Source organism: Xanthomonas hortorum pv. pelargonii (assembly GCF_024499015.1).
Taxonomy (GTDB): Bacteria; Pseudomonadota; Gammaproteobacteria; order Xanthomonadales; family Xanthomonadaceae; genus Xanthomonas; species Xanthomonas hortorum_B.
In genome coordinates this window covers 5024775-5043919 of sequence record NZ_CP098604.1, presented here as the reverse complement: position 1 = coordinate 5043919, position 19145 = coordinate 5024775, and the positions used below count along the sequence as shown (strand labels likewise).

The window sequence follows — 19145 nt, the reverse complement described above, 5'->3', positions numbered from 1 at the left end:
GCCGATGCGATCGCGAATGCACCCCAGCTACTACCTGTCCACGGACATCTTCGCCCGCGAACAGCGCAAGATCTTCCGCAAGGCCTGGCTGTTTGCCGGCCTGAAGACGCTGCTGCCCGACAACAACTGCTTCATCACCCGCAAGCTCGCCGGCATTCCGGTGCTGATCCAGAACTTCCAGGGCCGGCTGCGCGCGTTCGAGAACGTCTGCCTGCACCGCAGCGCGCTGCTGCAGACCGCTGTGGTGGGAAAGCGCCCGCTGGTCTGCCCCTACCATGCATGGAAGTACGACGCCGACGGCCGGGTCGAGAACATCCCCGAGTGCGATGCCCTTTATGGCTTCGGCGATGAGGAACGGCACGGTCTGAAGCTGCGCGAGTTTGCGCTGTGCGAGGTGGGCAACCTGCTGTTCGTCAACCTCGACCCCGACCCGATGCCGATCGAGGAGCAGTTTTCGGCAGACTTCATCGCCTTGCTGGAAAGCAGTTCCAATGCCTATGACACCGAGGTCATGGTGACCACATGGCATGGCCGGTACAACTGGAAACTCGCTTACGAAAATCTTCGGGATGCCAACCACCCGCGCTTTGTCCACCCCAAGACCCTGGCCAAGAGCGTCAGCTTCGTTCCCCAGGTAAACGAGGAACAAGCCAAGGAGTCCATGGGAGCCTTGCAGGAAACATCGCCCGCAGCCTTGCGGCGCGAAATGCGTCGCTTCAGCTTCGGTGGGGCTGAAGCGCCCATCCCCAAGCTTCAGCACTTCGGCTGGCACGAGAAAGTGGAACGCTGGGGCAAGCAGGATGCCTACTTCAACTGGCTGGCCTTCCCGAACTTGCATATCGCCAGTCCCAACGGCGGCTATTCCTTCACGCTGGAACACCACATCCCCGTCGCACCGGACCGGACCGACCTGGAAATCTATTGGTTTAGCGCACGCAGGAAACAGCCTTACGTTTCTTCCAGCCAAGTGCTACTGGCACAGATGCACGGCAGCAAGGTGGTGGTGGGCGAAGACGTGGACATCATGGAGCGGGTGCAGGCGGCATTACACACGGATGCTCCGCTACCCACCCAGGGTGCCTACGAATCCATGAATCGCCTGGTCGAACGCTGGTACACGCTGCTGATGGAGACCGAACATGAAATCTAGGTGGATCATCGGCGGCAGCGCATACCTCGACCTGGCCTTTCACGCCTGGAAGCAGGCGCGTCAGGACGAGGCGGTCATCAGGATCGATGTGCCACAAGACGCGGAACACGAATTCGATCTGGGCGTGCTGGATGGACTGAATCCGACCGATGGGGCCATGTTCGTGGCGATCGACGAACGCTTCGGCAACTTCAAGCGCCTAGAACTGATGCAGGCAGCGATGGAACGTGGCTTCAAGCTGGAGCCCTTCATCCACTCCAGCGCAGCCATCGCCTCTGACACGGTCATCGGGCTCAACGCATTCGTGGGTGCCAATGCTGTCGTCGGGCACGGGTGCAGGATCGACTACAACACCGTCATCCATGCCGGCGCGCACCTGGGACCGGCATGCCGCGTCAAATCGTCATGCTGGATAGAGAATGGTGTGCAAATCGGCGCGGGCGTCGAGATCGGCGGCAATAGCATCCTGCGCACCGGCGCCATCGTGAGTTGGGGCGTCAAGGTGGGACGAAGCTGCGAACTGGGTTGGCAGCGTGCCTACCGCGAGGACGTGCCTGCCAAGACCTATTTCGATGTCCGCTACGACGCCCCCATTCATACCTACGGGAGATGACGTTCATGAACGCAAGAAATGAGCAGCTTCGCCAACGGATTCTCCGTATTGCGGAGCAGGAGCGCCCCGCACTCGAGGATGTCATTGCGCGCCTACCCGCGATTGCAGATCGCCCTGTATTCCTCGTCGCTCCCGAGTCCTATGCAGGCGTGGTGCATGGCCCCAGGGTCGTTGCCGACCTGCGCCATGTCGTTGCCGCAATTGATGACCAAAGCATCCACCTGGACCGCATTCACGGCGCGCCGCGCTGGAATAGTCAGGAGTTCCTTGCCAAGGCAGGGCAGTACGCCGATGCGATCGCTATCGATTTCTCTTGCAGCCCGCGCGGTCGGGCGTTTGCAAACGACCTCTGTGCCAGCGCGGGTATCGAGCAACTGAGCATTGCGCCTTCCGTGGATCCGCTGATCCCACACTTTGAGCAGCGCCCCCTCTTTCTGCTCCATCCGCGCTCGGGCATTGGCAACATTTATGGCTCAAAGATCGTCCAGCACTCCAGCCATGTAATCGCCGCCATTGATGACCAGCCAAGCGACAGCGACACCGTTCATGGGGTGCCGCGCTGGAGTTCGCGCCAGTTCATCGAACAGGCGGCCCAGTATTCCCAGGCATTGGCCATCGATTTTTCCTATAGCCCCGGAGAATCCGGCCTGGCACGCAAGCTCTGCGAACAAGCAGGCATTGAAAGGGTAGATGCCTGCCTGGCCGTTGCTCACTGTGGACTGCTCGCCGTATATGAGCCTGCCAAGGTATACCGTCAGCGGACGCTTACGCGCCTGGACGAATTTCTGAGTTTTACGGATCGGCTGGACGACGATTTCAGCGTTTTTACGCTCTACAGCAACCTGTTGTTCCGCCTGACCTACGATTCCAGCCTCCTGCTGGACTGTTGGGCTACGCCGATCAACGAGTACTTTTCAGAGTTCGCCGATAGCAGTACTTTCCAGCTGGGCCAGCGTGAACATTTCTGCGATGGCGGTGCCTTCCAAGGCCCCATCGTCCACAAGTTTCTGGAAGCATCCCGCTATCGCTACGAAAGCATCACCGCCTTTGAACCCGATAGCATCAACTTCCAGAAACTGGAGGGCATCGCCAGCTCCCTCCCCCTTCCACCGCACAATTTCAAGGCCATAAAAAAAGCCATCTCCAACGAACAGACGACGCTGCGCTTCGAGGAGACCGGCACCGTTTCCAGCCATGTATCGCCGGATGGCGGAATCTCCGTGACTACTACGCGCCTGGACGACGAGTTGGAAAAACTGACGCTACTGAAGTTGGATATCGAAGGGTTCGAAGCCAGGGCACTAGAAGGCGCATCTCGCCTCATCCGCACCCAGCGCCCCCGTATGGCTATTTGCGTGTACCACTACGCCCAGGATTTACTGGATATCGTGGGGCAACTGGACAAACTGGTGGATGGCTATCACTTCCGTCTACGCCAGCACTCTCCCGCCCACTACTACGACCTCGTTTTGTATGCATCGCCCGTCGCCGGTGCCGCACCGCCGCCCTGGGCGGAGTAAGGCCAGTAAACTTACGACTTGGAGAAGATAGAGAGATGACTGACGTCCGCATTGGATACATCTTAAGATGACCACCAGCATCATTCTTGTTCCGGACTTACTAAGAGATACGCGTGTCTTTCCGGAAGCTTTTTTCGATCTAAGGAACCTCTGAACAACGCACCATAGATACGCGACACTACCCGCCTCATGTTGAGGAGTAATCCATGCAACTGACGTTCGGCGACGCTGAAGGCCTGGGCAAGCGCAAGCAGACCCGCCGGGAGATCTTCCTGGCCGAGATGGAGCAGGTCGTTCCGTGGCAGCACTTGCTCGGTCTGATCGCACCGCACTATCCGGTGTCGGGACGCCCTGGTCGACAGCCATACGCACTGGCGACGATGTTGCGGATTCATTTGCTGCAGCAGTGGTATGCGTTGAGCGATCCGGCGATGGAAGAAGCGCTGCACGAGATTCCGACCTTGCGGCGCTTTGCCCAGCTCGGTGGCTTGGACAACGTTCCGGACGAGACCACGATTTTGAACTTTCGGCGCCTGCTGGAGACCCATGGCCTTGCCGCGCGGATGCTGGACGCGGTCAACGCGCATCTGGCACGCAAGGGGCAGAGCCTGCGGTCGGGCACGATCGTCGATGCGACGCTGATCGCTGCACCCAGTTCGACCAAGAACGCCGATCACGCGCGCGACCCTGAAATGCATCAGACCAGGAAGGGCAATCAGTGGTATTTCGGGATGAAGGCGCACATCGGCGTGGATGAATTTTCCGGGCTGGTGCACCACGTCCATTGCACAGCCGCCAATGTCGCCGACGTCACGGTGACGCACGCATTACTGCATGGCAAAGAAGACAGCGTGTTCGGCGACAGCGGCTACACCGGTGCGGACAAACGCGAAGAACTGCAGACCTGCAAGGCTGCATTTTTCATTGCCGCCAAGCGTTCGACGCTGAAAGCCATCGGCAACAAACGCGAGCGTGCTCGGGAACAGCGTTGGGAACACTTCAAGGCCAGCGTGCGCGCGAAGGTGGAGCATCCGTTCCGGGTGATCAAGCGCCAGTTCGGTTACACCAAGGTCCGCTATCGCGGCCTGGCCAAGAACACCGCACACGTGCTGACCTTGTTTGCGCTCTCCAATCTGTGGATGAAGCGAAAGCAGTTACTGCCTGCCATGGGGAGCGTGCGCCTGTAACCCGGGGAATTCCCAAGGAAAGTGCCAGAAATAGCGGAAGATCCGAAGATCCAAACGCGACTCTCCGGACCGACGCGACATCCCGCACTCTCAGGCCTCGTTGTTCAGACCTTCCCTAATCAGGGAACCTATTTTACAAGGCTCAGGAATCGAGATCGGTTTTGCGCTCGATAGCGACCACTGTCATTATCAGAGCTTTGATCTGGATTATTTTCGCCGACTCGCATTTGCCGATTCTGGCTCTTGGTCTAAGTACTACTACCAGCTGCCGCAACGGGCCGAAGAATATTTGAAGCAACACTTACCACCATGCGACCTACTAATTTCACTTGAAATGCCGCCATGGCTGATGGATTTCTGCACTCAGGCGAGCATCCCTTTCCTCGATATCCGTGTCTCGCCGCTTCGCTTCGCGCGTGATCTGTACGTGGCGCTGCGTAGTTCGCAGCAGTTGGTGGCCAAGCGTGTGTCCATGCATACCGTTACCTCGGAGGAACTACGTCTCGAAGCCGCAACACTTGCAGCAAACGTGCGAATGCATCAGCGCCGCCTGCACGACGAGCGCAGCTATTCCTTTACCCCACTGGACGGCGGCATCGTCTTTGTCGGTCAGGCGCCATACGATGCCTCATTGATCTCTCCTGACGGGCATGTATTGCAGTGTGCGGACTTTTCTGACCAGTTGCGGACACTATGCACAGGCAGGCGTCTTCTGTACAAAGCGCATCCTATGGCCGAAGATGCCGCGAGCGAGGAGATAGCAACGCTACAGCGAATCACCGGCCAATCCCCGATCCGCTGCCTGCACAATGCTTACCAGATTCTCGCTACACGTGAGGATGTTGAGCTGGTAGGCATTTCATCGGGCCTGTTGCAAGAAGCCAAATGGTTCGATAAAACCGCCCATATGCTTTATCAGCCATTTGTTCCGCTTGCCCAGCAAGGTCACGACAATAGCCAAGCCTACGAGCAGATCCATTTCCAGACATTGCTTTCGCCAACATTCTGGCACCAGTTGTTATGCCCCGAGCGTGCAGCGCCACGCCTCCCCGCTTTGCCCGCATTGGCACATCATCATGCTCGCGAAACACTCGACCATTGGTGGGACTATTCCAAAGTCATGCTTTGGGAACGCAGCTTTCCGGTTGAGGCATTTATCCGCTCGGGGGGAGGACTGGTTCATCAGCGTCTTGAACAGATCGAAAGCACGATTGAGGGCGGGAGCGCATCCACGAACGGAGGAATAAAGCGCGGAACTTCAAAAGACGCTGCGCTTCACAAAGAACTTTCCATTTCGCTCTATACAAGGCTCGCTGCGACCTACACATCGATCGGGCATGCTTTAAGCGCAAATAGCGCTCCTGCCGAATATGCAAACAAGGTATTGGACGCGGCGTACTACCAACGTCTGCATGAAAACAATCCGCTGTTTCAACGCAACAACTGGCTTATGCCGTATACCAAATTTCTTGCCGAACGTCGGTTTGCGAACGTGCGAGAGGTTGGCTGCGGAAATGGTGCCTTCGTCGCCGAAATCGCGAAGTCCGTGCCTCGCGTTATCGGCCTGGATTGGGCCAGGTCGCCGGACTTTCCAGAAGGCGACAACATCGAGTTTTCCCAACAGGATCTAACCAGTTCTACATTGGAGCATGTCGACCTTAATTGTTCTGCCGATGTTCTTGAGCATATCCAGCCCCATGAGCTAGCCGAGTTGACAAGATCTTTGCACCGAACAGCTCGCTTTAATTTTCATGTCATCGCCTGCTACGACGATGGTCATAGCCATGTCTCGATCTTTCCGCCGGACGTCTGGCTGCATCTCTTCCTGCAACAGTCTCCCGACTATCGCATTTACGATATTTCGATTCGGCACGACAACGCCTCTCACATTGTCTGTGTGATCAGCAACCTATGAATCAGCTCAAGCTACATGTCGGGTGTGCTTCAAAACGACTGAACGGCTATATCAATATTGATTCCAGGCAGACTGAAGCTACCGACCACGTTTGTGATGCAGGAGCGATCACGATCGCTGCTCCAGGTAGCGTTGCGGAGATCTATTCCCGGCACATGTTGGAGCATCTCGATCCGAATGATGCGCTTGCCACATTGACGCACTGGCACGCGCTACTTGCACCCGCGGGCATGCTGCATGTGATTGTCCCCGACATTACATTCCATGCGCGCCAACTTCTCGGCTTGGAGCGCAGCTCCCTGGCGGACCAGAACTTGCATGCATTCGCCGGGTTCTGGGGTTGGCGCGACGAGGCACGCGGAGGCAGTAGGGAAGATGCGCATCGTTGGGGCTACACCGAGCAATCTCTGATGTCCCTGCTCACCGATATCGGCTTCACCGATGTGCAAAGACTGACGGAAGGCCCGGACAGCGAGCCTTGGCACCTGAATTTGATTGCGCGGCGAGAAGCTGCCACTCCTCTAAAGCAAACCGACACTGCGGAAATCTGACTGCAGCGTTCGCTATTCGCTAGCTCGACGCTTCTACGAGCAGAAACCGGGTCGACCGAGCGGACCCAAGCACGATGGCTCCCCTACAGTTTGACCGTAATACTCTCCCCCGCCACAGCCTTCATCACACAGATGCCTGACGCTCCACTACCTTCGAACGCCCTGGTCAGCATCGTCATGCCGACCTACAAGCCGCGCTATTTCGCGCAGGCGCTGGATAGCGTGCTGGCGCAGAACTACACGGCATTGGAGCTGGTGATCTGCGACGACAACACCGATGGTGCCATCGAGGCCGTGTTGGCGTCGAGGCTGGCTAACGCCCCATTTCCGATTCGCTACCACCGCAATGCCACCCGTCTCGGTGAACTCGCCAGTACCGTCAAGGGCATCGCGCTGGCGCAAGGCGCGTACGTCAAATTCCTGCACGACGACGATGTGCTGCAGCCGGACTGCATTGCCCAGTTGGTGGCGGCGATGGAACGCAACCCCGGCACAGCGCTGGCGTCCTCGCGCCGGCTGCGCATCGACGATGACGGCGCGCCGTTGCCGGACATCCTGGCCACCAGCTTCCCGTTCGGCGAGGACGTGCTGATCGACGGGCCAGAGCTGGTGTCGTTCCTGGCCGACCACGCCATCAACTTCATCGGCGAGCCGAGTTGCGTGCTTGCACGGCGCGCCGACCTGGCGGCGCTGGGTGGCGAGCTGATGATGTTGAACGGCAAGCCAATCCACTGGGTTGGCGATCTGGCGACCTACGTCAAGCTGCTGCGTCACGGCAACCTAGCCTTGCTGTCCAGTCCGCTCACGCATTTTCGCGTATCCAGCGCGCAATTCAGTCAGGCTGGTCGCGATCAGCCGGGCATCGGCGATCAGGGCCATGAAGACTTGCGCCAGGGCATCCGCCAACTCGGCTGGCGACGCGAAAGCGGCGACAACCGCCAGGTGCGCGTGGCCCCGCTCAGCCCGCACAAGGCGCGGGTGTTCAAGTCGGTGGATCTGGTCAATGCGCTGATGCAAAGCGCCGGCATGGCCGAGCGTGTGTCGCCCTCCACCTGGTTGGGCGTGCGCCATCCCAGCAACGTCCAGCGCTCACTGATCGAGGCGCGCTTGCAGGCGCATGCAGGCGGCCCGCGGATCGCAGTGATGTTGATCGACAGCAATGGCGATGCGGCAGCGGTGGCCGCAACTCAGGCCAGTCTGGCGGCGGTGGCGTGTTATCGGAATCAGCAGACCTGGGTTTTCAGCAGCTCGCCGCAGCAGGTCGCCGAGCATGGGGAGTGCGGTGTGTTGGTCGGCCCCGACGGGTTGTTGTCCACACTCAATCGGACCATCGCCGCACAGCAGTCCATCGACTGGGTGCTGCTGGTCGAAGCCGGCAGCCTCTTTACTGCCAGCGGCCTGTTGATGCTGGCGCTGGAGATGCTCGCGCTGCCGGACGATTGCCAGGCCGTCTACGCCGACGAAGTGGTCGCGCTGGACGACGGTCAGCTGGGGCTGGCGATGCGGCCGGCGTTGTATCTAGACATGCTGTTGAGCGCGCCATCGACGATATCGCGGCATTGGTTGTTCCGGCAGCGCACGTTGTTGGCCGATGGCGGCTTTCCAACCGAAACGAGCGACGCATTCGAGCTCGATTACCAATTTGGGCTGGTCGAGCGCCACGGCCTGGCCTGCATCCAGCACATCGCCGAACCCTTGCTGGTTGCATCGGCCAACACCTCCCGGCACAGCGACGAGGACGAACAACGCGCCATCACGCGCCATCTCGCCGCGCGCGGCTATGTGGACGCGGTGGTGAGCAGCAACGGTCCCGGCCGCCATGCAGTGGATTACCAGCATGCGCAGCAGCCGCTGGTCAGCATTCTGGTGTTGGTCGATGGACGCCTGGCGCAGGTACAGCGCTGCCTGGAAAGCGTGCTCGCCAATACCGCCTATCCGCACTATGAGTTGCTGTTGCTGGATCGCGGCGACAGCACCGAGCCGGAGCTGCGCGACTGGCTGACGGGCATCGACAACCTCGGCCTGCAGCAGATCCGCGTGCTGCGCTTTGAGGGTGAACCTTCGCGCGAGGCGGCCTGCAATGCCGCAGCCGAGCAGGCACGTGGGGACGTGCTGCTGTGGCTGGCAGCGGGCGCGGCAGCGATCAAGGCCGATTGGCTGGCGCAGTTGCTCAACCACGCGCTGCGTCCCGAGGTCGGCGCAGTGGCTGGCAAGCTGCTACGTGGCGACGGCACCGTGCACCATGCCGGCTTGCTTCTGGGCCTGGGTGCACCGGCAGCACGCGCATTCGAAGGCGCCGCGTTTGACGAATCGGGCTATTTGCAGCGGCTGCAACTGGATCAGAACTACAGCGCACTCAGTGGCGAATGCCTGATGCTGCCGCGCCAGCTGTTTCTGGACGCCGGCGGCTTTGCGCAGGAGCCGGCGTTGGCGCAGTGGAGCGATGTCGATCTGTGCCTGCGCCTGCAGCAGGCCGGCTATCTCAATGTCTACGCTGCACGCGCGCAGTTGTTGATCGACCCGCCCGAAACAGCGCCCGCCACCGCCCTCGACGAAGAGGCGATGTACGCACGCTGGCTGCCAGTGATGGCCAACGACCCGGCCTACAACCCGGGTTTTTCGCTGGATCCCGGCGCCGGTTTCAAACTGGCCGACCCACGCGCCAGCTGGCGGCCGTTACAGTCGTGGCGGCCGCTACCGACGGTGATCGCACTGCCGGCCGATATCGAAGGCTGCGGCCACTATCGGGTGATCCAGCCGCTGCGCGCCCTGCGCGAAGCCGGCATGGTCGAGGGCGTGCTGTTCAACGGCTATCTGGAGATCAGCGAGCTGGCGTGCCAGGATCCCGACGTGGTGATCCTGCAACGCCAGGTCGGCGAGCCGCGACTGGAAGCGATGCGGCGGATGAAGGCGCTGTCGCGCGCATTCAAGGTCTACGAGCTCGACGACTACCTGCCCAACCTGCCGCTGAAGAATGCCCACCGCGAGCACATGCCCAAGGACATCCTCAAGACCGTGCGGCGCGGGCTGAGCATGGTGGACCGCTTCGTGGTCTCCACCCCGGCGCTGGCCGAGGCATTCGCCGGGCTGCACAGCGACATCCGCGTGGCCGAAAACCGCCTGCCGGCACACTGGTGGAACGCACTGCCGGAGCGTTCGCTCGAACGCGGCCGCCGCCCCCGCATCGGCTGGGCTGGCGGCGCCAGCCACACCGGCGACCTGGAACTGATCGCAGATGTAGTACGCGAGCTGGCCGACGAGGTCGACTGGGTGTTCATGGGCATGTACCCGTTCGCGCTGCGCCAGCACATCCATCACTTTCAGCCTGGCGTGCTGATCGATCACTATCCCGCCGCGCTGGCCGCGCTGGACCTGGATCTGGCACTGGCACCGGTGGAGCAGAACCTGTTCAACGAGTGCAAAAGCAATCTGCGCCTGCTCGAATACGGTGCCTGCGGCTACCCGGTGATCGCCAGCGACGTGCGCTGCTACCAAGGCAACCTGCCGGTGACGCTGGTGAAAAATCGCTATCGCGACTGGATCGGCGCGATCCGGGAGCATCTAGCCGACCCGGCCGCTGCGACAGCAAAGGGCGCGGCGTTGCGTGAAGTGGTGCGCCGCGACTGGATGTTGACCGGCAGCAATCTCGATCGCTGGCGTGAGGCGTGGTTGCCGGATTAGCTGGTCAAGTGCGCGGGTGCATGCACTACTGTTAGGACACGTTGTCATCGAAACCAAACCCGCCGACTCAATCAGCTCACAGCCGCAGAGATATCGAGTCGTAGCGTCGTTTAGACAGTCAAATGAATAGATCAAAGGCCTGGTCGGTCGAGGGCGCGGTTATCAGAACAACGCACCTCATGCCCGCTTGCAACCATGCACACCGACCGTCTCGACTGGTCCTTGCCCGCTCACCGTCGCGGGACCTTACGCGGCATGGATGCCGCGTAAGAGCTTACAAGGACGTACTTGCAGCGTGTCCCGCGATGGTGAGCGGGCAAGGACGCTGCAGCAAACTCGCAGATCCGCTGCCCTGCAATTGATCTATCCGTACTGACCAACTACATCAGGACACAACAAACCTGGATTTCGAATCGCAGCTTTGTCTATTAGATGCAGTCAAAGCTCAGTAGATCGAGGGCGCGGTGCCCTCGCCGCTAGCGGGACACGCCGTAAACCCAGTCCCTGGGGGCTCGGTGGCGGCATCCATGCCGCCACACGGTCCCGCAAGCGGCGAGGACACCGCACCAGAGAGTTTGCAGGTTGCTTTGTTTAGAGCCTGCTCGTTGCTCGGCGTTCGTTGGGAATTGGTGCGCGGTTATCAGAACAACGCACCTCATGCCCCGCTTGCAACCATGCACACCGACCGTCTCGACTGGCCCTTGCCCGCTCACCGTCGCGGGACCTTACGCGGCATGGATGCCGCGTAAGAGCCTACATGGACGTACTTGCGGCGTGTCCCGCGAGGGTGGGCGGGCAAGGGCCCGCAGCCAAAACTGCAGACGTGAAGCCGGATTCACTCGCAGCCCACCCCCCTCCACGCCCCGGCGCCGGAATCCCGGCGCGGTTTCGGCACGCCGCTTGCATTGGTGTGGATGCCTCCCTGGCTGACCGCACCCATGAGCGATTCCGTTACCTCCATCCTCTCGCAGATCCGCAGCTACCAGACGCAGATGGGCCAAGGCCCCATGGGCGCGGTGGGCGATGCGGCGCGCGGCAATCAGATCCAGGGGCTGGCCGGCACGCAGGGCACCCCGGCCACCCAGGCACCGAGCTTCAGCGAGACCTTGCGCGGCGCCATCGGCGGCGTCAACGAGGCCCAGCAGAAGTCCGGCGCGCTGGCCAAAGCATTCGAAATGGGCGACCCCAGTGCCGATCTGGCACGGGTCATGGTCGCCTCCCAGCAGTCCCAGGTGGCTTTCCGCGCCACCGTGGAAGTCCGCAACCGTCTCGTCCAGGCTTATCAGGACGTCATGAACATGCCGCTGTAAGGGTTAACGACACATGGCACTCGCGATTTCCAAAGAAAACATCAACCAGAACGCCGAAAAGGCCGGGCAATGGTTCGACCGTGTCCGCAGCCTGCAGATCACCCGCAAGCTGACCATGATGGCGATGATCGCCCTGGCGGTGGGCGCCGGTCTGGCGGTGTTCTACTGGTCGCAAAAACCCGGCTATCAGTCGCTGTACACCGGCCTGGACGACAAGGGCAATGCCGAAGCGGCCGACCTGCTGCGTACCGCGCAGATCCCGTACAAGATCGACCAGAACACCGGCGCCATCTCGGTGCCGCAGGACCGTTTGTACGATGCCCGCCTGAAGCTGGCCGGCTCCGGCCTGACCGGTAAAGAGACCGGCGGCGGCTTCGAGCTGATGGAAAAAGACCCCGGCTTCGGCGTCAGCCAGTTCGTGGAAAACGCCCGTTACCAGCACGCCCTGGAAACCGAATTGTCGCGCACCATCGGCACCCTGCGCCCGGTGCGCGAGGCCCGCGTGCATCTGGCCATTCCCAAGCCCAGCGCCTTCACCCGCCAGCGTGATGTGGCCAGCGCCTCGGTGGTGCTGGAGCTGCGCGGCGGCCAGGGTCTGGAACGCAACCAGGTGGATGCCATCGTCAATCTGGTTGCTTCCAGCATCCCGGACATGACCCCCGAGCGCGTGACCGTGGTCGACCAGAGCGGCCGCATGCTCTCCATCGCCGACCCCAACAGCGACGCCGCCCAGCACGCCGCCCAGTTCGAACAGGTGCGTCGCCAGGAAAGCTCCTATAACCAGCGCATCCGCGAGCTGCTCGAGCCGATGACCGGCGCCGGCCGGGTCAACCCGGAAGTCAGCGTGGACATGGATTTCTCGGTGGTCGAAGAAGCCCGCGAGCTCTACAACGGCGAGCCGGCCAAGCTGCGCAGCGAGCAGATCAACGACACCAGCACCAGCGCCACCGGCCCGCAAGGTCCCCCGGGCGCCACCAGCAACAGCCCCGGCCAGCCGCCGGCGCCGGCCGCCAATGCCACTGCCGGCGCACCGGGCACCCCGGCCGCTGCCAATGGCCAGGCCGCCGCGCCTGCCGCGCCGACCGAAAGTTCCAAGAGCGCCACCCGCAATTACGAATTGGACCGGACCTTGCAACACACCCGTCAGCCGGCCGGCCGCATCAAGCGGGTGTCGGTGGCGGTGCTGCTGGACAACGTGCCGCGCCCCGGTGCCAAGGGCAAGATCGTCGAGCAGCCGTTGACCGCCGCCGAGCTCACCCGCATCGAGGGCCTGGTCAAGCAGGCCGTGGGTTTCGACGCGGCACGTGGCGACACGGTGTCGGTGATGAATGCCCCGTTCGTGCGTGAAGCGGTGGCCGGCGAAGAAGGCCCGAAGTGGTGGGAAGACCCGCGCGTGCAGAACGGTCTGCGCCTGCTGGTCGGTGCGGTGGTGGTGCTGGCGCTGCTGTTCGGTGTGGTGCGCCCCACCCTGCGTCAGCTCACCGGCGTGACCGTGGTCAAGGACAAGCAAGGCAAGGGCGGCAAGGATGGCACTCCGCAGAGCGCGGATGTGCGGATGGTCGACGATGACGACCTGATGCCGCGCCTGGAAGAAGACACCGCCCAGCTCGGTCAGGACAAGAAAGTCCCGATCGCCCTGCCGGACGCCTACGAAGAACGCATGCGGGTCGCACGCGAAGCAGTCAAAGCCGATTCAAAACGTGTCGCACAAGTCGTAAAGGGATGGGTCGCCAGTGAAGCCTGAAACACCGCCGATGACCGGAGTACAGCGCGCCGCCGTGCTGTTGCTGTCGCTTGGGGAAAGCGACGCCGCCGAAGTGCTCAAGCATATGGACCCCAAGGAGGTGCAGAAGATCGGCATCGCCATGGCCACCATGACCGGCATCTCGCGCGACCAGGTCGAGCGGGTGATGGACGACTTCAACGGCGAACTGGCCGGCAAGACCTCGCTGGGCGTGGGGGCCGACGACTACATCCGCAACGTGCTGATCCAGGCGCTGGGCGCCGACAAGGCCGGTGGCCTGATCGACCGCATCCTGCTCGGCCGCAACACCACCGGTCTGGACACCCTGAAGTGGATGGACCCGCGCGCGGTCGCCGATCTGGTGCGCAACGAGCACCCGCAGATCATCGCCATCGTCATGGCGCATCTGGACAGCGACCAGGCCGCCGAAGCGCTGAAGCTGCTGCCCGAGCGCACCCGCGCCGACGTGCTGCTGCGCATCGCAACGCTGGACGGCATTCCGCCGAATGCGCTGAGCGAGCTCAACGACATCATGGAACGCCAATTTTCCGGCAACCAGAACCTCAAGTCGTCCAACGTGGGCGGCATCAAGGTCGCTGCCAATATCCTCAACTTCCTGGACACCGGCCCCGAGCAGGGTGTGCTGGGCGAGATCGGCAAGATCGACGCCGACCTGGCCAGCAAGATCCAGGACCTGATGTTCGTGTTCGACAATCTGGTGGACCTGGACGACCGCGGCCTGCAGACGCTGCTGCGCGAAGTCTCCGGCGAGCGCCTGGGCCTGGCCCTGCGTGGCGCCGACACCAAGGTGCGCGAGAAGATCACCCGCAACATGTCCCAGCGCGCCGCCGAGATCCTGCTCGAAGACATGGAAGCGCGTGGCCCGGTACGCCTGGCCGACGTGGAAGCGGCGCAGAAGGAAATCCTCACCATCGTCCGCCGCCTGGCTGACGAAGGCGCCATCAGCCTGGGCGGCGCCGGTGCGGAGGCGATGGTATGAACGACATCGTCACCCGCTGGCTGGCCCCCGACCTGCACATGGCTCCGGCGCTGCCGGAAACCGAATTCGACGAACCGGCGATCTATGAGCCGGTGCTGCGTCCGCCGACCCTGGAAGAGATCCAGGCCATCGAAGACGCCGCCCGTCAGGAAGGTCTGGAGCGCGGGCATGCCGAAGGCTTCGCCCAGGGCCAGTCCGAGGTGCGCCGGTTGACTGCGCAGATCGACGGCATCCTGGACAATTTCACCCGCCCGCTGGCGCGGCTGGAGAACGAAGTGGTCGGCGCGCTCGGCGAGCTGGCCGTGCGCATCGCCGGTTCCTTGGTCGGGCGTGCCTACCAGGTCGAACCGCAGCTGCTGGCCGATCTGGTGCACGAAGCCATCGACGCGGTCGGCAGTGCCGGTCGCGAAGTGGAGGTGCGCCTGCACCCGGACGACATCACCGCGCTGCTGCCGCATCTGGCGCCCAGCAGCACCACCCGCGTGGCCCCGGACCTGAGCCTGAGCCGTGGCGACCTGCGCGTGCACGCCGAAAGCGTGCGCGTGGATGGAACCCTGGATGCGCGCCTGCGGGCCGCGTTGGAGACCGTCATGCGCAAATCCGGAGCGGGCCTGTGAGCGACGTGTTGGCAGCCACCCCAGCCCCGGCCGATTGGCTGGACGCGCGCAACCTGCGCCTGGCCACGCGCCTGAGCGGGCTGGGGCTGGAGCCGACTGCCGGCCGCACCCTGATCCGCGAAGGCATCCTGCGCCGCGCGGTCGGCCTGACCCTGGAAGCCACCGGTTGCGAAGCGCCGATGGGCGCCACCTGCAAGGTCGAAGTCGACGGCGGCTGGGTCGATGCCGAAGTGGTCGGCTTTGCCGGCGAACGCACCTATCTGATGCCCAGCGCCGAGCTGCATGGCCTGCTGCCGAATGCGCGCGTGGTGCCATCGCGGCGCCGCGGCGGCGTGGAAGTGGGCGAAGGCCTGCTCGGCCGCGTCATCGACAGCGACGGCACCCCGCTCGATGGCAAGGGCCCGATCCGCGGCGAAGGCAGCGTCAGCATGGCCGGCGTGTCGATCAACCCGCTGGCGCGCGAACCCATCACCACCTCGTTGGACGTCGGCGTGCGCGCCATCAACGCGCTGCTGCCGATCGGCCGCGGCCAGCGTGTGGGCCTGTTCGCCGGTTCCGGCGTCGGTAAATCGACACTGCTCGGCATGATGACCCGCTTCACCTCGGCCGACGTGATCGTGGTCGGGCTGATCGGCGAACGTGGCCGCGAAGTGCGCGATTTCGTCGAAACCACCCTCGGCGAAGAAGGCCTGCGCCGCGCCGTGGTGGTGGCCGCCCCGGCCGACCGACCGCCGTTGGCGCGTCTGCATGGCGCCTACCGCGCTACTGCCATCGCCGAATGGTTCCGCGACCAGGGCTTGAACGTGCTGCTGCTGATGGATTCGCTGACCCGTTTCGCCCAGGCGCAGCGCGAGATCGGCTTGTCGGTCGGCGAGCCGCCGACCACCCGCGGCTACCCGCCGTCGGTGTTCGCCAAATTGCCGGCGCTGGTGGAACGTGCCGGCAACGGTGCCAAGGGCCGCGGCTCGATCACCGCCTTCTACACCGTGCTGACCGAAGGCGACGACCCGCAGGACCCGATCGCCGACGCCGCCCGCGCCATTCTAGACGGCCACATCCTGCTCTCGCGTCGGGTTGCCGACAGCGGCCTGTACCCGGCCATCGACGTCGAATCCTCGGTCAGCCGCGTGGTGCAGGACATCGCCGACGACACCTGGCGCCTGCGCATCCGCAAGCTCAAGCGGCTGCTCTCGGCGTATTCGTCCAATCGCGATCTGATCGCCATCGGCGCCTACCAGCGCGGCAGCGACCCGGCCACCGACGAAGCCTTGGCGCGTTGGCCGGACATCGTCGAATTCCTCGGACAAGACGTCCACAAGGCCGCCCACCTGCCCGACAGCCTGTCCGCGTTGCAGCGGCTGGTCGAACCCGAGAACTAATCCATGATGCAGTCCAAACGGATCGACCCCCTGCTGCGCCGCGCCCAGGAACAGGAAGACCAGGTCGCGCGCGATCTGGCCGAGCGTCAGCGCGCCCTGGACACGCACCAGTCGCGTCTGGAAGAACTGCGCCGCTACGCCGAGGAATACGCCAACAGCCATATGGCCGGCACCAGCGCCGCGGCGTTGACCAACCGCCGCGCCTTCCTGGACCGGCTGGACAGCGCCGTGCTGCAGCAGGCGCAGACCGTGGAAAGCAACCGCAACAAGGTGGAGGCCGAACGCACCCGGCTGCTGCTGGCCAGCCGCGAGAAGCAGGTGCTGGAGCAACTGGCTGCCAGCTACCGCGCACAGGAGAACAAGGTGATCGAACGCCGCGACCAGCGTGAGATGGACGACCTCGGCGCGCGCCGCTCGCGCCTGGCCCGCAGCGAAGACAGCCACGGAGAATCCGCATGAATCCCCTGTCCGCTTTTGCCGCTGGCCTTGGCGCGCTTGCCGGCACCGGCAAGAAATCCAGCTATAGCGACCCTTCGTCCGAGCCGGACGCCGCCCCGGACCAGTTCGCGCGCATGCTCAATCCGGCCAACACGCCGAACCAGGCCCCGCCGCAGGCGCCCGAGCGCGTGCCCGCCAAGCAGACCGCGCCCAAGCCCAGCCAGTCCGACAAGCAGAGCGACGACAACGATAACGGCGACGATGCAGCCGGCGATGCCACTGCACGGCCGCGTGCGCAGGACGGCGACAGCAAGGCTGCAAAGCCCGCCAAGTCCGGCTCCACCAAAGAATCAACTACAGCCGAGAGTAGCTCTGCCGCAGGCACCGCCAAGACCGGCAAGAACGCAAAACCCGCGACTGCCAGCGAAGACGCACCTGCCGAGGCAGCCACCGCGACCGATTCCACCTGGCCACCGCCAGGTCTGGGCGGCTTCGGCATGGGCCTGCTGGCGCAAGCCCTGCCCGGTGGCGAAGTGCTGGCTGCCGCGGCAGCGGCACTGACCGCCAGCATGGCCGGGGCAGCAGGCGGCACGGCAAGTGCAACCGCCCTGCCCACCGATGCCGCCGCACCTACCGCCACGGCAACCGCCGGCACCGCCCTGCCCTCGTTGGGCGCACTGGCACCGGCAGCCGCCGCGGGCGCCAAGCCCACTTCCGTCACCGCCTTGAGCGGCGACGCCCAGACGGCCGCGCTGATGAGCATGGCCACCAAGGCACTGGACCCGAGCGCCGATGACGCCGCTGCCCCGGCAGCGCCGGACGCCCCGGCGTTCGTATTGCCGACTACCACGGCAGCCACGCTCGGCCGTCTGCAGGATCAGGCGCCGGTGTTCAGCGCCTCGCCCACCCCGACCCCGGAAATGGGCAGCGACAACTTCGACGACGCCATCGGCGCGCGTATGAGCTGGCTGGCCGACCAGAAGATCGGCCATGCGCACATCAAGGTGACCCCGAACGAGATGGGCCCGGTCGAGGTGCGTCTGCATCTGGATGGCGACAAGGTCAGCGCCAGCTTCACCTCGGCCAACGCCGAGGTGCGCCAGGCGCTGGAACAAAGCCTGCCGCGGCTGCGCGAAATGCTCGGCCAGAACGGCTTCCAACTGGGTCAGGCCGATGTGGGCCAGCAACAGCAGGGCCAGGCCGGCAACCGCAACGGCAGTGGGCGCGATGGCAATGGCCTCACCATGGACGACAGCCCGCCCGTCGGAATTCCGTCGGTGGTGTTACGCCAGCGTGGATTGTTGGACGCCTACGCCTGAAGTTCTGCGCCGGATCATCCTCGGCGCGACTGAAAACCGCGCGTCGGCATGATGCGCGCGCGGCCCGCCTCCCCGCAGCGCAAGGCTTGCGGGGCTTTTCGTGTTGGCGCGCAGGCCGCGCCAGGAAACCGTCGCGGTTTTGGCATGCCAATTGCATCCACAGGGTGAGCATTCCCCTGGAGCAGACTGTGGCAGCCGCCGAAAAACCCAAGAAGACCGAAGACAAAGACGAGAAAGGCGAAAAGAAGAAGGGTGGCAAGAAGTCCATCCTGCTGATCGCCATCGGTGTGGTGGTACTTGCGGCCGCTGGCGGCGGCGCCTGGTTTTTCTTCGGCCACAAGGGCGATGAGAAAGGCGGCAAGCACGCCGCGCCCAAGGTCGCCGAAGTGCCCAAGCCGGCCCAGTACTTCCCGATGGACCCGGCGATCGTGGTCAACCTGGCCGACCCCGGCGATGGCCCGCAGTACCTGCAGGTCGAAGTGCAGCTGGTCACCCGCGACCCGGAAGACCTCAAGCTCATCACCGAAAACGCCCCGGCCATCCGCGCGCATCTGCTGATGCTGCTGTCGCAGACCAAGGCCACCGACGTGGCCGACCTGGTCGGCAAGCAGAAGCTGCAGAAAGCCGCCCTGGTCGAAGCACAGAAGGTCATGACCAGCGAGACCGGCAAGAAGTGCGTCGAAGAACTGCTGTTCACCAGTTTCGTTACCCAGTAAGGCCT

General features: G+C 63.3%; 15 protein-coding genes. All 15 read left to right on the top strand.

Annotated features, from left to right (window positions below; genetic code table 11):
- Window positions 1-4: 4 nt before the first annotated feature.
- The 15 genes from NDY25_RS21485 to NDY25_RS21415 all read left to right on the top strand — a co-directional run bounded on the left by NDY25_RS21485 (window position 5) and on the right by NDY25_RS21415 (window position 19140).
- Complete coding sequence (locus NDY25_RS21485) at window positions 5-1150, top strand: aromatic ring-hydroxylating oxygenase subunit alpha (RefSeq protein ID WP_168959541.1); 1146 nt, start codon at window positions 5-7, stop codon at window positions 1148-1150.
- Window positions 1140-1763: an LbetaH domain-containing protein gene (locus NDY25_RS21480; RefSeq protein ID WP_168959542.1), complete on the top strand. Its 624-nt coding sequence runs from the start codon at window positions 1140-1142 to the stop codon at window positions 1761-1763. Before NDY25_RS21485 ends, NDY25_RS21480 begins: the two co-directional genes overlap by 11 nt.
- Window positions 1760-3283: an FkbM family methyltransferase gene (locus tag NDY25_RS21475; RefSeq protein WP_168959543.1), complete on the top strand. Its 1524-nt coding sequence runs from the start codon at window positions 1760-1762 to the stop codon at window positions 3281-3283. Before NDY25_RS21480 ends, NDY25_RS21475 begins: the two co-directional genes overlap by 4 nt.
- 206 nt (window positions 3284-3489) lie before the next feature.
- Window positions 3490-4470, top strand: a complete 981-nt coding sequence (locus tag NDY25_RS21470) for an IS5 family transposase (RefSeq protein ID WP_233366556.1) — start codon at window positions 3490-3492, stop codon at window positions 4468-4470.
- Window positions 4471-4570: 100 nt separating this feature from the next.
- Complete coding sequence (locus NDY25_RS21465) at window positions 4571-6385, top strand: class I SAM-dependent methyltransferase (protein WP_256627675.1); 1815 nt, start codon at window positions 4571-4573, stop codon at window positions 6383-6385.
- On the top strand, window positions 6382-6936 hold the full coding sequence (locus NDY25_RS21460; RefSeq protein WP_168958843.1) for a class I SAM-dependent methyltransferase: 555 nt from the start codon (window positions 6382-6384) through the stop codon (window positions 6934-6936). Before NDY25_RS21465 ends, NDY25_RS21460 begins: the two co-directional genes overlap by 4 nt.
- 177 nt (window positions 6937-7113) lie before the next feature.
- Window positions 7114-10617, top strand: coding sequence for a glycosyltransferase (locus tag NDY25_RS21455; protein WP_168958842.1), 3504 nt, complete (start codon window positions 7114-7116; stop codon window positions 10615-10617).
- Window positions 10618-11555: 938 nt separating this feature from the next.
- The gene (gene fliE, locus NDY25_RS21450) at window positions 11556-11927 is read left to right on the top strand and encodes a flagellar hook-basal body complex protein FliE (RefSeq protein WP_006449786.1); all 372 of its coding nucleotides are present in this window, start codon (window positions 11556-11558) and stop codon (window positions 11925-11927) included.
- 13 nt (window positions 11928-11940) lie between these two features.
- Window positions 11941-13671 (top strand): flagellar basal-body MS-ring/collar protein FliF, encoded by a 1731-nt coding sequence (fliF, locus tag NDY25_RS21445; protein ID WP_023903933.1) that lies wholly within the window; start codon window positions 11941-11943, stop codon window positions 13669-13671.
- A 10-nt stretch (window positions 13672-13681) separates the two neighbouring features.
- Complete coding sequence (gene fliG, locus NDY25_RS21440; protein ID WP_006449784.1) at window positions 13682-14671, top strand: flagellar motor switch protein FliG; 990 nt, start codon at window positions 13682-13684, stop codon at window positions 14669-14671.
- Window positions 14668-15288 carry a FliH/SctL family protein gene (locus tag NDY25_RS21435; RefSeq protein ID WP_023903932.1) on the top strand — a complete coding sequence of 207 codons (621 nt, stop codon included), beginning with the start codon at window positions 14668-14670 and terminating at the stop codon, window positions 15286-15288. The genes fliG and NDY25_RS21435 overlap by 4 nt, the downstream gene beginning before the upstream one ends.
- A complete protein-coding gene (gene fliI / locus NDY25_RS21430) occupies window positions 15285-16667 on the top strand; it encodes a flagellar protein export ATPase FliI (protein ID WP_006449782.1) in 1383 nt (460 codons plus the stop codon). Before NDY25_RS21435 ends, fliI begins: the two co-directional genes overlap by 4 nt.
- 3 nt (window positions 16668-16670) lie before the next feature.
- Entirely contained in the window at window positions 16671-17126 is a 456-nt protein-coding gene (fliJ, locus tag NDY25_RS21425) for a flagellar export protein FliJ (protein WP_168958841.1), read from the top strand.
- Window positions 17123-18424, top strand: coding sequence for a flagellar hook-length control protein FliK (locus tag NDY25_RS21420; RefSeq protein ID WP_168958840.1), 1302 nt, complete (start codon window positions 17123-17125; stop codon window positions 18422-18424). The genes fliJ and NDY25_RS21420 overlap by 4 nt, the downstream gene beginning before the upstream one ends.
- Window positions 18425-18588: 164 nt before the next feature.
- Window positions 18589-19140 carry a flagellar basal body-associated FliL family protein gene (locus NDY25_RS21415; protein ID WP_176341942.1) on the top strand — a complete coding sequence of 184 codons (552 nt, stop codon included), beginning with the start codon at window positions 18589-18591 and terminating at the stop codon, window positions 19138-19140.
- Window positions 19141-19145 lie beyond the last annotated feature (5 nt).

Coding starts and splice junctions, on each gene's coding strand:
- fliG (WP_006449784.1), top strand. CDS start 13,682: ATGACCGGAGTACAGCGCGCCGCCGTGCTGTTGCTGTCGCTTGGGGAA.
- NDY25_RS21420 (WP_168958840.1), top strand. CDS start 17,123: ATGAATCCCCTGTCCGCTTTTGCCGCTGGCCTTGGCGCGCTTGCCGGC.
- NDY25_RS21475 (WP_168959543.1), top strand. CDS start 1,760: ATGACGTTCATGAACGCAAGAAATGAGCAGCTTCGCCAACGGATTCTC.
- NDY25_RS21480 (WP_168959542.1), top strand. CDS start 1,140: ATGAAATCTAGGTGGATCATCGGCGGCAGCGCATACCTCGACCTGGCC.
- fliJ (WP_168958841.1), top strand. CDS start 16,671: ATGATGCAGTCCAAACGGATCGACCCCCTGCTGCGCCGCGCCCAGGAA.
- NDY25_RS21470 (WP_233366556.1), top strand. CDS start 3,490: ATGCAACTGACGTTCGGCGACGCTGAAGGCCTGGGCAAGCGCAAGCAG.
- NDY25_RS21455 (WP_168958842.1), top strand. CDS start 7,114: ATGCCGACCTACAAGCCGCGCTATTTCGCGCAGGCGCTGGATAGCGTG.
- fliF (WP_023903933.1), top strand. CDS start 11,941: ATGGCACTCGCGATTTCCAAAGAAAACATCAACCAGAACGCCGAAAAG.
- NDY25_RS21435 (WP_023903932.1), top strand. CDS start 14,668: ATGAACGACATCGTCACCCGCTGGCTGGCCCCCGACCTGCACATGGCT.
- NDY25_RS21485 (WP_168959541.1), top strand. CDS start 5: ATGCGATCGCGAATGCACCCCAGCTACTACCTGTCCACGGACATCTTC.
- NDY25_RS21460 (WP_168958843.1), top strand. CDS start 6,382: ATGAATCAGCTCAAGCTACATGTCGGGTGTGCTTCAAAACGACTGAAC.
- fliE (WP_006449786.1), top strand. CDS start 11,556: ATGAGCGATTCCGTTACCTCCATCCTCTCGCAGATCCGCAGCTACCAG.